We start from the raw sequence: 15,349 nt of genomic DNA, 5'->3' as shown, positions 1-15,349 counted from the left end.
CCAGAAGAACAGCCTGCATGCTACCTGATCGGTAAGGGATAGTCTAAACCGCTATAATTATGCTCTTTTAAGCAGGATTGGCAGGCTTTTCTGTCCGCCCGGCTCACCAACACCACCCCTCATGGCCATATCCCGCGTCTTCCTCACGCCACTGATCGTGGCTTGCGCCTTGTTCATGGAAAACATGGACTCCACCGTGATCGCCACCTCGTTGCCGATGATGGCGCATGACATGGGAGAAAATCCGATTGCGCTCAAGCTGGCGATGACTTCCTATCTGGTCAGCCTGGCGGTATTCATCCCCATCAGCGGCTGGATGGCCGACCGCTTTGGCGCGCGCACGGTTTTCCGTAGCGCGATCGGGGTGTTCATGCTCGGTTCGATTCTGTGCGGCGTGTCGAACACGCTGGCCGAATTTGTCGCTGCCCGTTTCCTGCAAGGGGTGGGCGGCGCCATGATGGTGCCGGTCGGACGGCTGGTGATCTTGCGCACCACCTCCAAGGCGGACCTGGTGCGTGCGCTCAGCTACCTGACTATCCCGGCTTTGCTGGGTCCCGTGATCGGGCCACCGCTGGGCGGCTTCATCACCACCTATTTTCACTGGCGCTGGATCTTCTTCATCAATATCCCGATCAGCATTCTCGGCATTTACCTGGCTACCCGCTATATCAAAAACCTGCGCAGCGACGACACCGTGCCGCTCGACTGGATCGGCTTCCTGCTGTCGGCCATCGGCTGTTCGACATTGATGTTCGGCCTGGCCAGCGCCGGCCGCCACCTGGTCGCCGGCGATGTCTCGCTGATATGCGTAGCGGTCGGCACGGTCAGTTTGCTGGCATACGTGTGGCATGCGTTCCGTACCCCGCATCCGCTGATCAATTTGCGGCTGCTGCAAATCCCTACGCTGCGTATGAATGTCTTCGGCGGCTCTTTGTTTCGCATCGGCGTGGGCGCGTTGCCGTTCTTGCTGCCGCTGCTATTCCAGCTAGGCTTCGGGCTGACGCCGTTCCAGTCCGGCCTGCTGACTTGTGCTTCGGCAGCGGGCGCCCTTTTTGTCAAAACCATGACGACGACTGTGCTGAAAAAATTCGGTTTCAGGAGCGTGCTGGTCTATAACACGCTGCTTGGCGCACTGTCTATGGCAGCATTCGGCGTGCTGGAAGCAGATTCGCCGCATATCTTCATCATCCTCATGCTGCTGTTGGGCGGTTGCGTGCGTTCGATGCAATTTACCAGCCTGAATGCAATTGCCTACGCCGAGATCGACCAGCGCCAGATGAGCCAGGCCACCAGCCTCACCAGCGTCGCCCAGCAACTGTCGATTGGCCTTGGCGTTACCGTTGGCGGCTTTGCGCTGCAGGTATCGAATCAGGTACAGGGCCACGCGACATTGGTCAGCGCCGATTTCTGGCCGGCGTTCTTGCTGATCGCCCTGATCGCTTTGGCTTCGCTGCCGTTTGCGTTGAAACTGCAGCCGGATGCCGGCGCGGAATTATCGGGCCGCCGCGCCTGATGGACTAAAACCCGCGCCAGAACCTAATCGAAACGCAGGTTGTACAAGACTTCCAGGCCGTTGATGGTGCCGCCGCGCATCACCATCGACCAGCGCCGCGAAAATTGCCAGGTCACTTTCAAGATGCTGGCGGCGCTGGTCAGGCTCTGCTCGTAACCCAGGTTGATTTTCTCGGTGATGGCCTTGCCCAGGCTCACCACCTGCTCGTTCTCGATGCCGGAGTCGCTGGAACCGATCGAGAATTCGTCAAAGCCGATACCTTGGGCAATCTTCTTGCCGCCGTAATTCCCCAGCAGCGCCAGCGCCTGCCCGGCGGCCTGGCGCTGTCCCAGCGCGGAACTGTCGCTGCCATGGCCGAACATCAGCCAGGACAGTTTTTCCTCATCCGATACATTCGGCTCCGACACCAGCTTGACCCGCAGATTGGATGGATTGCCGGTAATCTCCGCCCCCGCCTCGACTTCCTGGTTGCGTTTCATGGCAAGGATATTGATATTCGGATTATCGATCGGTCCCCGGAAGTTGATCAATCCGCGCTCTATCGCCAGTTTGCGGCCAAATACCTCGTAGCTGCCGCTTGCCACCCGAATCGTGCCGGTAGCGCGCAAAGGCTGGTAGGGCTCGCTACGGACTTGCATCGCGCCGCGCAGCAGGATATCGGCGCCGCTGCCGCGGAAGCGGAAATCGTTGCCGAAATCGACCTCCACATTCATCACCGGCGTTGCGCCGCCAGCCGGTTTCTGCGCGGCTTTGGCTATGCTCTCCTGTTCCGTCAACGGCGTCGCCCGCGCTTTGACATCCTTGCGTACGATGACCACATCATTCCCCAGCACCGGCGCACTACTCTTCGGCAGATCGAACAAGGCGCTGTCAACGGTGAATTTGCCGTCCACGTGCAACTGTTCCTTGACGTTGGCAATCTTGGCCTGGCCGGACAACATCAGCTGGCGATCCGGGCTGGCAAACAATTGCAGGCGTTCAGCAATCACGCTGGCGCTCAGATCGGGATTGTCGTGGCCCAGCTGCAGCCTGCCGGTGGCGCGTATGGTGCCGTCGCCACCGTGGAATTCGAGTTGCTGCAAATCGACCACGTTGTTCGCCAGGTTGAGGCGCGCCGTGCCGTCTTTCAGTTTGATTCCCTGGTCGAACAAGGTGACGGCAAGTTTGTCGCCTGTCACTTTTCCTGACAACATCGGTTTACCGAGCTGGCCAGCCAGATTCAGATCCATCGCGAGGCTGCCATCCAGCGCCACCTGCGGCCCGATCAGCGCGCCGATGGGCTTCAACTGCGGCACCTGCAATTTGGCGTGGCCGGACAGGGCCGAGCTGTCGCTGACAGTCCAGCTGTTGCCGATACGCTGCAAAGCCAGCTGCAATTGCGCGTTCAAAGTACCAATCCTGGATGCCGCCAGCTGACTATCCAGCTTGACCCGGCCGGACTGCAGATCTGCGCGCAGTTTCAACTCAGACAAACCCAGGCTGACATCGCCACGTCCCGGGTTGACACGCAAATCGCCGCTGCGACGGGCTATCTGCAGATAGCCTGCCAGATTCTCCGCCAGTGAAAAATCCCAGCTGCTATCCAGCACCAGATCGGTCTTCAAGGGTAATTCCGGGCCGCCGAATTCATGCACCAAGCCAAATATGGTTGCCACATTAAGTGCATCGATGGCGCCGGCTGAACGAATTTTCCCGTTGTCGTAACTAAAATTCTTCAAATCGATCTGCGCATCTGCCACATGCAGGCGCGTTGCCCCCAGCAGCAGATGGCCGGCCTCGGCGTTAATCGTCAGCGGCGCTCCGAGGCTGATGCGCGGCGTTCCCTGGTTTTGCAATTCGCTGATCTGGCCCTGCCAGCCGTACCCGGATTTGCTCTCGCTGAGTTGACCCTGCGCGGCCATGGTCAGATGCAAAGGCTTGCCATGCAGAGTGCCGCTGCTGTCCAGCTTCAAGGTATGCGCGCCATAGGTGCCGGCCAGATTCAGGTTCAATTTATCCAGCGCCATGTCGGTGCTGTGCAAGCCACGCCCCTCGACGCTGACAGCCAGCCGGTTACTGGCTGAATTCAGCCTGGCGTTCAAATCTGCCTGCACATCGGCCTGCCCTGAGAGGCTGTCTATCCGATGCTCGCCGTAGGCTAATTTTTCGGCGTGGTACGAGGCTTGTATATTCGGCTTTTGCATGGTGCCGCTGACCTGGCTGTCAAGATGCACCGCGCCGGAGAGACCGATACCCAGGCCCTGCAACTGCGGCGCATCGATCTTCAGGTCGAGACGATCGCCGGCGGCGCCAAAACTGCCCTTGGCCAGCACCTCGTTACCAGCCACCGACAATGCGACGTCGCTGGGCAGCAAGCGTGCACCGGCCAGATTGAGCACGCCGTTACCAGTCATGGGCAATTGATCGTAGCGGCTATCCTTGATGATGAACTTGAGCTTCAATTTCAGTTCAGGCGCCAGGTTGCCGCTGGCATCGATATCCATATTGATATTTGCCGTCGTCGCCTGCGGACGGGATTTAGCGCCTTTGGGCTGCGTAGCGTTATTGCTGTTGATCCAGAGGAAAGGATTGAAATCGCGCAAATTGCCTTTCACAGCGTAAGCCATCTCCGCATCGCGGCCCAGATTGCCGCTGATATCCAGACGTGCCGGCCCGGCCGCCAGTTGCGCAGTTTGCACGACAATCTGTCTGGCGTCGATCAGCGTTTCCAGTTTCGCCTTGTAGGTGGCGTCGGCCAGGTTCACGCTGATTTGCTGACTGTCCGGCAGCAACCTGACACTGACTGGCCCGCGCAGTTGCGACGGCTTCAATTTGCCATGCAAGGCTTGCAGATCCAGGCCGGCGATGTCGAAGTTGAATTCACCGTTGCGCTTGTTTTTGCCATCACTGTGATATTCACCCTGGCCGCTGATGCTGGCGTTCTTCAATAATTTTATCTGCAGCCGGGATAACTGCTGGGTCTGGGTATCCAGCCTCAACTCGGCGCTGGCGCTTACCAGCGGCAGGCGATCTTGATCCAGAGCGCCTGCCATCGCGTTGGTAATCGTGATCGGGCCGCCCACCGTCAGCGCCGCCAGATCTACGATGGCTGGTGCGCTGCCAGCGATGGCTGCAGCCGGTGGCAAGAGTGGCTTGAGCGCCACCTGCAAGCTTAAGTCTGCCTGCGGCGCGCCGTTGCTGAACAGTTTCGGATTGATGTGCGCAGCGTTCAATTCAAGCTGCTGAAACGGAATGGGTGCAAACGGCGTTGCAGCAATCTTGGCGGTGCCGCTTAACTTGTCGCCGCGCGCGTTCAGATCTATATTCAGCGCCGCCAGGTTGCCGGACAATACCGCATCCAGTTGATATTTTTCTTTTTCGTATTCACCGCTCAACTCTGCTCCGCCGCTCAGCGCAAATGGCTGGATACCACTCAAACTGAGTTTCGCGCTGGCCTTGCCATACGGCGTGTCGAGCCGTTCCAGGAACAGATTGTGCTGTATCCGATCCGATTCGCCATGCAACTGCAGATGGCTCAATTCGGTCGTGCTCAGCCCTTGGTGCAGGGACAGCTTATTCAACGAAATATCGTTGAGAATCAGTTGTAGCGGCAGTTCCAGGCTGGTCGGCATGACGGTCGGTTGCGGTGGTGTCGGCTCTAGCCGGGCATCGACATCGCCGACATGCAGATAAGCGACCGTCAACTTGAGCGGCGACATGCTGAGATGCCACTTGGCGTCGATGCGATCGATCTTGTACCGCTGGGTAGCATCACGGTACACCAGATTGCGCAACTGCAAGCCGTCTGCCACAGTGCCACCGACCAGCTGGCCGGATAAATTGCCGTGCATTACCCAGGTGCTTAACTGCCACAAGGTCCGTGTACCGGATTCAGAACGGACCCCGAAAATTATCGCAGCAACGAGCAAAACCAGCAGCATCAGGCATGCTGCGATCGAGCGCCACAGCCAACGCAACAACCCGCGCAAGCGGCTGCCGCCGCCATCGGTGCCTGGCGGCGGGCTTGCTGATTCCGGAGATGTGGTTGCTGCCTGAGTCATGCGTTCAATCTTATGCGTTTGGTCTTAAAAAAATGAAAAAATCAGAAGGCGATGCCGAGCGAAATATGAGGTCGGAATTGTTTGGCCTGGACGCCATAGGCAAGATCGAGATTCACGGTGCCGACCGGGCTCCGGTAGCGCACGCCGACGCCGGTGCCGACTTTGGTAGACCTGCTTGCCCAGCTATCGGTGGCGCTGCCCACATCGTAAAACACGGCGCCTCCCCATTGCTGGGTGAGCCAGTGCTGATATTCAGCACTGCCAGTCACCACGTACTTGGTCGGATAGACGGTGCCGTTTTGCGAATTGCCGATGCTGTCATAGCTATAGCCGCGCACCGATTCATTACCGCCGGCGCGGAACAGCAAGGAAGCCGGCACCGAGGCGCTGGAACCGGCAGTAAATACGCCACCTAGTTCTGTGCGCAAAATCACCACGTCGCGCTTTGCGACAGGAAAATAATGTTTATAACGCCCGTCGGCCCGGAAAAAAGTCTGATCGGTCAGCAAGCCCTTTAAGGCGAAGCCGGTTTGTATCGAAAAGATATGGCCGCTACGCGGGAAAATGGGATCGTCGACCGCCCGCCGGACCCAGGCAAAACCGGGAACCAGGGCCTGATGCTCTCCCGGCCGGACCACGGTGTTCGGCGGCAGGGTTGCGCCATCAATTTGCTGCAGGCGGTCGCGATAATAATCCAGTGTCAAGGCGGTGTCGTAATTCTCCAGTGAGCGCGCACGCTTGAGTCCGATTTTCATGCTGCGCAAATCGACGCCTTGCAAGGTAGTCCGGTCATACGAACCGTTGACGCCATTGACGAAACTGCGCGTATCCGGCGGCATCGACAAATCCAGCGAGCCGTATTGCCGGCGCTGTTCAATCTTGGTCTGGGCATCGAACACCCAGGCTTTGCCGAAAACATTGTAATTGGTGTACCGGCCCTGCACCTGCGCCCCGGTATCGGAGGCATAACCAAGCCCGGCGCGCAGCCTCTGCGTCCGGAACTCGGTTACCTGGACATTGACCGGCGTCTCTTGCGCATGCGCCGGATCATCGTCGATGCTGACGATCACATTGCCGAAGTATGGCGTGTTCTGGATCTGCCGCTGCAGCAGCAGCAAACGGTTGACGCTGTATTCCTCCCCCACCTGCAAGGGATTGACGTTCTCGATGATGCTGGCCGGATAACGGTTGGTGCCGGTGATATGCAACGCTCCCAAGGTGAAGCCGGGGCCGCTGTCATATTGCACCGAGAGTTCGGCATCGTTATCTTCAGGGGTGACCCGCGCTTCCGAATGGGCGATCCTGGCTGCCGGAAAGCGCTTCTTGAGCAGCACCTGCAAGCCATTCTCCTTGGCCGTCGCCCAGTCAGCCTGGCGAAACGGCTGGCCGGCCGGCAAACTCCAGTTCTGCTGAATCTGGCGCACACGCTCGGGCACCTCGGTAGCGGCGCTGCCGATCACGTTGATGGTGGCGGCGGATACGATGGTGCGCTGTTGCGAATCGATTTTCAGGTGGATCGTCTTGATCTCGCCAGGCTCCACGGTAACGGTTGTTTTAGGAGAGAAATAACCTTCGGTCGAAGTCAGTTGCGTGACTTGTTCGTCCACAGTATCGATCAGAAATTTCAATTGATCTTCGCTCAAATCTTGGCGATCCTTGTAACGTGACAGATCCAGATGCTGCTCAAGCAGGGCCTTTAATTCAGCCGGCGCTTCAATCGCGACCCGATAGGTGGCGTTGGCATTAATCGCACTCAGGCAAAGCAAGCCGAAAACCACGCCATAGGCAGATGGTTTCAACCAGCCAGAGGACATGCGAAAACCTTTCAGCATGCGCGACAGCCTGCGGCCGAACACCGCATGTCAGTTTTTATCAGGAAAACCAGTAAGAGCATAGGCAGAGACAGAAGCAGTGGCAGAAGCAACGGTAGCGGAGGGTCATTTTAACAAACATTGCTTTTGCATTGCAAAAACGACATTGTCTCTTTAACGTCATTGTATTGGATGCTCTGTAGCTATGGCGCGATGTAACATGATTTAACCTCACGAACCTGAGTACATCGCTGCGTACATCGCTGAATGCGTCGGCCATAAGCTGCCCTGCCAAAACAGTTATTCCGGATAAGTCATTTTTGCCGGCTGCACCCATTCGACGAATTCTTGTTCCGTCACATAGCCGAGCGCCAAAGCCGCCTGCTTCAGCGTGCTGCCGTCATGGTGTGCATGCTTGGCGATTTGTGCCGCACGGTCGTAACCGATATGCGGCGCCAGCGCGGTCACCAGCATTAGCGACCGCTCCATCAGTTCGGCAATCCGGTCGCGGTTGGCGCCGATGCCGTCGACGCAATGCTGCTCGAAACTGGCCATGCCATCAGCTAGCAGGCGCACGCTTTGCAGGAAATTATGTGCAATCAGAGGCTTGAATACATTCAATTCGAAATTACCGGAAGCGCCGCCGAAATTGATCGCCACATCGTTGCCGAACACCTGGCAACACAACATGGTCAACGCTTCGCACTGGGTCGGGTTGACCTTGCCTGGCATGATGGAGCTGCCCGGCTCGTTCTCCGGGATGCTGATTTCGCCCAGGCCCGAGCGCGGGCCGGATGCCAGCCAGCGCACATCGTTGGCAAATTTCATCAGCGCTGCGGCCAGTGTTTTCAACGTACCGTGGGCGGCAACCAAGGCATCGTGCGCTGCCAGTGCGGCAAATTTATTGTCGGCAGTGCGGAACGGCAAGCCTTCCGTCTTGGCTAATTGCGCGGCAACCCGGCTACCGAAATCCTTAGGCGCATTGAGCCCGGTGCCTACCGCCGTGCCGCCAGCTGCCAGATCGCACAAAGGCTCCAATGCGGCCTTGATGATTTTTTCAGCGTGATCGAGTTGCGCAACGTAACCAGAGAATTCCTGGCCCAGTGTCAGCGGGGTCGCATCTTGCAGATGGGTGCGGCCGATCTTCACGATATCGTCAAAATCCACCGATTTCTTGTGCAAGGTCGCACGCAGTTTTTGCAGCGCCGGCAACAATGTATTGGCGATAGCGAGCGCAGCGGCGACATGCATCGCAGTCGGAAAGATATCGTTCGATGACTGGCTAAGATTGACCGCGTCGTTGGGATGCACCAGACGCGCCTCGCCACGCACGCCGCCAAGGATTTCCGAGGCGCGATTAGCCAGCACCTCGTTCATGTTCATGTTGCTCTGGGTGCCGGAACCGGTCTGCCAGACAGATAACGGAAACTCATCCGGATGCTGCCCCGCCACGACCTCCTGCGCCGCCTGGATGATGGCGGCGGCCTGGGTTTTCGGCAGCTTGCCCAGATCCTGGTTGACTTGCGCGCAGGCTTGCTTGACGGCAGCCAGCGCTACGATCAGTTCGGGCGGCATGCGCTCGCTGGATATATGGAAATGATGCAGGCTACGCTGGGTCTGGGCGCCCCACAGCCGCTCATCCGGGACTTCAATCTTGCCAAAAGTATCGCGTTCAATTCTGCTGGTAGTCATTTCAGCTCCATAAAAGTGGCGACGCCCTGCACCGTAGCTGCAATCAGGCCGTCAGCAAAGTCTTATGGTAATACTTTTCCTTCGCGCAGGATGATTTCGATGTCAGCCGCCGATACCGGCTCGCTGAAATAAAAACCTTGCATTTCGTCACAGCGATGACGTTGCAGGTAAGACAGCTGTTCTTGCGTTTCAACCCCCTCGGCAATCACTTGCAAACGCAGGTTGTGGGCCAGAGAGATGATCGAGGCGACGATGGCGGCGTCATCCTGGTCGACCGTGATGTCGCGCACAAAAGACTGGTCGATCTTCAATGCGTCGATCGGGAAGCTCTTCAGATAGGCCAGGCTCGAATAGCCGGTGCCAAAATCATCTATCGACAATTGCACCCCTATCGATTTCAGGTCGTTCAGAATACCCACGGCCAGGTCGACATCCGTCATCACCAGGCTTTCGGTCAATTCGATTTCGAGGTAGTGCGGCGCCAGTCCGGTACTTTCCAGCATCTCCGCTACCTGCTGTACCAGATTCTGCTGGAAAAACTGGCGCGTCGACAGGTTAACCGACATCCGCAGATACCCCAGGCCCATGCGCTGCCACGTCTTGTTCTGCTCGCAAGCGGTGTGCATCACCCAGGCGCCCATCTGCACGATCAGGCCGGTTTCTTCAGCCAGGTCGATGAAGCGCGTGGGCGAGATCATGCCTAGTTGCGGATGCTTCCAACGAATCAAGGCCTCCATGCCGACCATGCGGCCGGTACGCAAATCCACTTGCGGTTGATAGTAGAGCAGCAGTTCCTTGCGTTCCAGCGCGTTGCGCAAATCGCCCTCGATCTGCAGGCGTTCAAGCGCTCGTTCATTCATTGCCGCAGTGTAGAACTGGTAATTGTTATTCCCCATTTCCTTGGCGCGATACATGGCGATATCGGCATGCTTGAGCAAGCTGTCAGGATCTGCGCCGTCGTTCGGGTAGACTGCGACGCCGATGCTGCAGCTCAGGAAAAAGTCATAGCCTTCGATTTGCAAGGGGCGCGCAATCGCATCCATCATCCGTTGAATCAGTCCTACGCTTAGCTCTTCATCAATACGCTCCGGCAAGATCAGGACAAATTCATCGCTGCCCAGCCGCGCTATGGTGTCAGCTTCACGGGTGAACGTTTTCAGGCGGCTGGCGACTTCCTTCAGCAATTGATCGCCGGCATTGTGCCCGAGCGTATCGTTGACGAATTTAAAGCGGTCCAGGTCGACGAACACTACCCACACCCGGTGGCCGTATAACTCGCCATAGACAATCGACTGGCTCAGGCGATCGCTCAGCACATTGCGATTGGCGAGGCCGGTCAAGGTGTCGTGCCGGGCCTGATGCTCCAGCTCTGCCTCGTAACTCTTCATTTCCGTGATGTCGTACAAAGACGTGACGAAGTGGCTGACGCGGCCGGAACTATCCTTCACGGGCGCCACGTACAGCTCGTTCCAGAACAAGGTGCCGTCCTTGCGATAACTGCGGAACACCGCATTCGCGGTGCGTTTTTCGCGCAAGGCAGCACGAATTTCCTCCAGGCCGATCTGGTCATGATCGTCGCCATGCAGCATTTCCAGGTTGCGGCCGATCATATCCTTGGCGGAATAACCGGTAATCCGCTCGAATGCCGGATTGACATACTCCACCTGGTATTCCGGCAATTTGGCGCTGGAGATGATGATGGCGTTCGCACTCGATTCGATGGCGCGTTCGCGCAGCTGCAAGGCATCTTCGGCACGCTTGCGAGCGACGATGTCCTCTTTCATCATTTGCGTCGCCAGTTTGACCTGCTGGGTACGGGCATCTACCAGCCACTCAATCCGCTTGGAGCGCGTCGATAGAAAATACAGATAGATGGCCCCCATCCAGCTCAGCAAACTACCCAGTATCAATACCAGGATCGATCCGGCATTATTCTTGGTGAATACGCGTGCCGGCGCCGATGCCTCGATGAACCAGGATTTACCGGCAAGTTCGAAAGTTTGCGACATGTCTTGCGGAGCGTCATACAGCAACCAGGCCGGCAGCCAATCATCGGCACTCGACGGCGTAACCTGGTTGCCCTGGCGATAGACCAAGGTATCTTGTTCCGGCTTGGCGCTGGCATATACCCGAAGATAAAAATCTTCACGCGCCTGGACGCCGTCGCGGGCCAGGATATTGTTGACGAAAGCATCCGCGCGCAATGCCGCGCTGGTATAGCCGATCAACGCACGACGGCGATCGTCGACGCTGTCCAACACTGCACCATGCTGATAAACCGGCATCAGGACCATCATGATCAACTTGCTACCGTTCTTAGGCTTTTGCTCGAACAGATCGGTAGAAGCCGGCAAACCGGTGTCGCGTGCGCGTTTCGCCGCTTCGCTCTGAACTTTACTGGTCGCCACATCCATGGCAAACGCACCCTCGTTGCCCGCCATCGGCTCGAGGAATTCGACCACCCGATATTGATCATGTCCAGCCGCCGGTTCCGGCTTGCCGTCGCTTAGCTGGCGAATCGAAAAATCAGGATAATGCTTGCGTATCTCGGCTTCATAGGCAGGTCGCTGGGCTGCCGTCACCAGGCGCTGAAAGCCCAGCGACTTGATATAGGGGGCACGGCGCAGCATGGGTTCTGTAAAGGTGCGGAATTGTTCGCGACTGACGCCGTCGACGGTGACGAACAGGCGATTGACGGTTTCCACTTCATGCACCAGGCCATCCAGGCCATCCACCACCGCTTTAAGATGGCCACTGGCCAGGCGCCGGAATTCGGCATCCATTTTTTCGTATTCGAGGTGACGGACCGAGACAAACAAGCCGAGCGTGATCGCCAGACCCAATATCAAACTGGATAAAGAGGCAATGGGTATGAAGATTGACGAACCACGACGAAACATTTCTACTCCATTGCGCACAATAGGCGAAATATTACACGGTCTTATTGCCCGATAACGTCACACTTTGATTTCTTTTTAGTGCCGCAGGACAACTAAAAGCCGCAAGGAAAGAAACCTTGCGGCGGCAGATGAGAAATCAAGGCGATTTCGGTGTTTCGGCGTCTGGTAACAAGCAACCCTGCAAGATTTGCAGATCGTTGTCTTTCGCGAAATTGACTACAAAATGATAGGCCAAAGGTTCGATCTGGCGCAAATCTTCATTGACGACTACCGACCGCACGCCATTCAGCAATACCGGCCGGACGTACGGTGAATATTGCAGATGCGCGTTGCGGCCGCCCGATCCTTCAGGGCGAAAACAGGCCATGACGCCGCACAAGCGCTCGGCCCAGTCGCTGGGACGAAACTGCCTGCCATCGCTGGTGATACCTTGAATAAAAAATTCGCGGGCGGGAGCGTCAGGGGATTTGATAGGTTCTGCCATGCGTACAGCTCGTTTTCTTCTATAACGCTTGCTACAGACATTGCTTAGCCTCGGGTAGAAGCAAGCTACTAGTTTTGCGTAAGTGATTCTTACGTATTATATCTTATAGAAGACTTACACACCATCGTGCGTGATATCGCCGTCACGCGTGGGCACAAAAGCGTGCCCACCCTGCATCGTTGATTTATCCGAGCCAGACTGCTGCTGACAAGAGCAACAACAAGAACATCCACAGCAACAAGGCACGCCAAACCAGGCCGACCGTACTTTGCAAGGCGCGCGGGGTGGGAACATCGCCCGGCGGGCTTTCGCTTTCCATGGCGGTCGAATCAACCGTCGACGCATCGGCCGGCAGGATGGAAATCGCGGTTTCAGGTGGCGCGCCCAGCAACACGCCCATGGCGCCGCCGCCGGTAGACAAAATGATACCGTCCGTCTCATTTTTCCAGCGATCGGCAAAATTACGCCAAGCATAGATCGCATCTTCAAAATTACCGACTACCGCAAAGGCCGCCGCCGTCATGCGCGCCGGAATCCAGTCTATCCAATAAAACGCCTTGGCCGCAAAACGTCCGAAAGCTTCATTGTGCATGTGATCCGGTTCATTCCAGCCGCGCGCCAGATACTCGGCAATGCGGTACATCACGGCGCAAGCCGGGCCGACCGGCATGAGGAACCAGAAGAACACGCCAAACACATGGCGATGTGTAGTGATCAGCGCCTTTTCCACGGCAATGCGGGAGATTTCACTGACATCCATGTCGGTGGTATCGAGCTTGGTCCATTCGGCCAGCAAGGTGCGCGCTGTGGCGTCGTCGCCGGTATTGAGGGCCAGTTGAATCGAGGTGAAATAATGGCTGTAGTGGCGGAAGCCGAGGGTCAGATACACGATCAAGACATTCCAGAGCAGTGCCGCCCAGGCGCCGATATGCACGCATAACCAATAGATCAACGCAGTCGGCACGGTGAGCGCCAGTATCACGCAAAACCAGCCCAGCCGGCCCTGGCGCGCCTGGCCTGCATTAAACGAAGCCTCTATCTTGCTCGCAAAATGCTTGACCCATGCATAGACGGGATTGTCCGCACGGAGCGGTTTCAGCTGCTCGATCAGCAATGCAAACAGAATAGAGAGAAATGTCATTAACAACCCTTTGAATCAAGTAACTGCGTCAAGTAACTGCATCAAGTAACCACGTCAAACGTCAAATAACCGCATCAAATACCGCGCATGCAGCAGTGCAGCAATCGGCGTCCATACCCGCTAAATCGCGGCGCGTTGGTGTTGCCATAACATCTAAATTGCAATATCCCATACGATAACGCAGCACACGCACAGAATCAAACTTGTACTGAACTTGTTTTCGGTGCTTCCCTTTTTCGGGGGCGCACAATAAATAATCTAAACCCCGAATTTAAGCTTGAACCTAAGCCCGCAGAAAATGAAACAGATTTCTTAACATGGCGGCAGTCGCTCCCCAAATGAAGAAGCGCTCATAAGGCATCGCATAAAAGGTGCGGCGATAGCCGTCCGGCAGATCGATACTGCGCAATTGATGGTTCAGGCCGTCCATCAGAAATGCCAGCGGGACTTCAAATATTTCAGCTACCTCGTCCGGATCGGCACGCAAGCTGACCGGTGGATTGAGCAGGCACACCACCGGCGTTACACGATAGCCGGTACCGGTAAAATACTCCGGCAAGCTGCCGATCACCTCAACCTGGCTGCGCGCAAGGCCAATCTCTTCTTCCGCTTCACGCAAGGCGGTTTCGATTGGCGAGGCATCGCTCTGCTCCATGCGGCCACCCGGAAAACTCACTTGCCCCGCATGATCGGTCAGATGGGCGGCGCGCTGGGTAAACAACAGGGTCGGCTGCTGCTCGTGCATGACGATGGGAATCAACACCGATGCCGGCGTTACCGGCTTACCCTGCAACTGCGCCATGCGTTGCACGGTATGGCTATCCAGGTGCTCCGGATGCCATTCCGGCCGCTGCGCAAAACGCTGGCGCAGCCATGCCGCATTCATCCTTTCGGGCGCCAACGCAGATTCGCCGGCAACCGCATCAACCGGCAACATCAGGGGATCGAAAGTCAATTTAACCAAGAAAATTCCTCTAGCAATCTTTTCAACACTTCAACACTTTACCGCGATGACGGCTAAGGAGCTATCGCAGTCACAGATAATAACAATTAACGCCATTTTACTTTACGGCAACTATATAGTGGTGATCATGCGATAGCCTGCAGCAAACATAAATCGCAAATGCAAAAAGGGGCACCTGACGGTGCCCCTTTTTTATGCAATACCTATGCCTGCATAACGACAACTTGCTACACAACTTACTTCGCGACTTACTCAGCTGCTGGTGCAGCCTTTGCAGCGTTGCGACGTTGTGGCAGTTTTTCCTTGATACGTGCCGATTTACCGGAACGCTCACGCAGGTAGTACAGCTTGGCGCGACGGACATCGCCGCGACGCTTGACTTCGATCGAAGCGATCAGCGGCGAGTACAGTTGGAATGTACGCTCAACGCCTTCGCCGGAAGAAATCTTACGGACGATGAAGTTGGAGTTCAGACCACGGTTACGACGCGAAATCACAACGCCTTCGTAAGCCTGAGCACGCTTGCGCGTACCTTCAACTACGTTAACGCTGACGACTACTGTATCGCCTGGTGCGAATTCAGGGATATTTTTGGCAAGGCGAGCAATTTCTTCTTGCTCAAGTTGTTGGATCAAGTCCATTTTTAGCTCCATATACCATCTTGCTGACGCCAAATGTGCAAAGCACTGCTCAGTAGAGGATGGGGTTAATACACAGGTGGCCGGCTGGCCTCCCCTTGGTACTGCGATACTACTATTTACTACTAACTGCAAAACCAACTGCAGCCTGGCGATCAAGCACTTT

The 15,349-nt window shown here is 56.6% G+C and carries 9 protein-coding genes; 1 reads left to right on the top strand and 8 read right to left on the bottom strand.

Features of this window, described 5'->3' with window-relative positions:
- The first annotated feature begins 121 nt into the window (after positions 1–121).
- Positions 122–1,513: an MFS transporter gene (locus KHU29_RS18880; protein WP_211454683.1), complete on the top strand. Its 1,392-nt coding sequence runs from the start codon at positions 122–124 to the stop codon at positions 1,511–1,513.
- Between the two features lie 23 nt (positions 1,514–1,536).
- Here the strand turns inward: KHU29_RS18880 and KHU29_RS18875 are convergent, their stop codons facing one another.
- The 8 genes from KHU29_RS18875 to rplS form a co-directional block, all read right to left on the bottom strand.
- Positions 1,537–5,553, bottom strand: coding sequence for a translocation/assembly module TamB domain-containing protein (locus KHU29_RS18875; RefSeq protein WP_246542262.1), 4,017 nt, complete (start codon positions 5,551–5,553; stop codon positions 1,537–1,539).
- 41 nt (positions 5,554–5,594) lie between these two features.
- Positions 5,595–7,385, bottom strand: a complete 1,791-nt coding sequence (locus tag KHU29_RS18870; RefSeq protein WP_425514491.1) for an autotransporter assembly complex protein TamA — start codon at positions 7,383–7,385, stop codon at positions 5,595–5,597.
- A 279-nt stretch (positions 7,386–7,664) separates the two neighbouring features.
- Positions 7,665–9,056, bottom strand: coding sequence for a class II fumarate hydratase (gene fumC / locus KHU29_RS18865; RefSeq protein WP_211454681.1), 1,392 nt, complete (start codon positions 9,054–9,056; stop codon positions 7,665–7,667).
- A gap of 62 nt (positions 9,057–9,118) precedes the next feature.
- Positions 9,119–11,956 (bottom strand): bifunctional diguanylate cyclase/phosphodiesterase, encoded by a 2,838-nt coding sequence (locus KHU29_RS18860; protein WP_211454679.1) that lies wholly within the window; start codon positions 11,954–11,956, stop codon positions 9,119–9,121.
- A gap of 136 nt (positions 11,957–12,092) precedes the next feature.
- A complete protein-coding gene (locus KHU29_RS18855) occupies positions 12,093–12,440 on the bottom strand; it encodes a DUF3579 domain-containing protein (RefSeq protein WP_211454677.1) in 348 nt (115 codons plus the stop codon).
- A gap of 184 nt (positions 12,441–12,624) precedes the next feature.
- On the bottom strand, positions 12,625–13,581 hold the full coding sequence (locus tag KHU29_RS18850) for a CobD/CbiB family protein (RefSeq protein ID WP_211454675.1): 957 nt from the start codon (positions 13,579–13,581) through the stop codon (positions 12,625–12,627).
- Positions 13,582–13,864: 283 nt separating this feature from the next.
- Positions 13,865–14,545 carry a CoA pyrophosphatase gene (locus KHU29_RS18845; protein ID WP_246542259.1) on the bottom strand — a complete coding sequence of 227 codons (681 nt, stop codon included), beginning with the start codon at positions 14,543–14,545 and terminating at the stop codon, positions 13,865–13,867.
- 248 nt (positions 14,546–14,793) lie between these two features.
- Complete coding sequence (gene rplS, locus KHU29_RS18840; RefSeq protein WP_211454673.1) at positions 14,794–15,186, bottom strand: 50S ribosomal protein L19; 393 nt, start codon at positions 15,184–15,186, stop codon at positions 14,794–14,796.
- Between the last annotated feature and the right edge of the window lie 163 nt (positions 15,187–15,349).

It is taken from the genome of Collimonas antrihumi, from assembly GCF_018304965.1.
Classification (GTDB): domain Bacteria; phylum Pseudomonadota; class Gammaproteobacteria; order Burkholderiales; family Burkholderiaceae_D; genus Collimonas; species Collimonas antrihumi.
Note: the sequence above shows the minus strand (reverse complement) of the source record. Positions and strands in the feature narration are given on the sequence as shown.

Bases quoted from the DNA above. Each gene is read 5' to 3' on its own strand.
- rplS (WP_211454673.1), bottom strand. From the start codon at position 15,186: ATGGACTTGATCCAACAACTTGAGCAAGAAGAAATTGCTCGCCTTGCC.
- KHU29_RS18875 (WP_246542262.1), bottom strand. From the start codon at position 5,553: ATGACTCAGGCAGCAACCACATCTCCGGAATCAGCAAGCCCGCCGCCA.
- KHU29_RS18880 (WP_211454683.1), top strand. From the start codon at position 122: ATGGCCATATCCCGCGTCTTCCTCACGCCACTGATCGTGGCTTGCGCC.
- KHU29_RS18850 (WP_211454675.1), bottom strand. From the start codon at position 13,581: ATGACATTTCTCTCTATTCTGTTTGCATTGCTGATCGAGCAGCTGAAA.
- KHU29_RS18855 (WP_211454677.1), bottom strand. From the start codon at position 12,440: ATGGCAGAACCTATCAAATCCCCTGACGCTCCCGCCCGCGAATTTTTT.
- KHU29_RS18870 (WP_425514491.1), bottom strand. From the start codon at position 7,385: ATGCTGAAAGGTTTTCGCATGTCCTCTGGCTGGTTGAAACCATCTGCC.
- KHU29_RS18860 (WP_211454679.1), bottom strand. From the start codon at position 11,956: ATGTTTCGTCGTGGTTCGTCAATCTTCATACCCATTGCCTCTTTATCC.
- fumC (WP_211454681.1), bottom strand. From the start codon at position 9,056: ATGACTACCAGCAGAATTGAACGCGATACTTTTGGCAAGATTGAAGTC.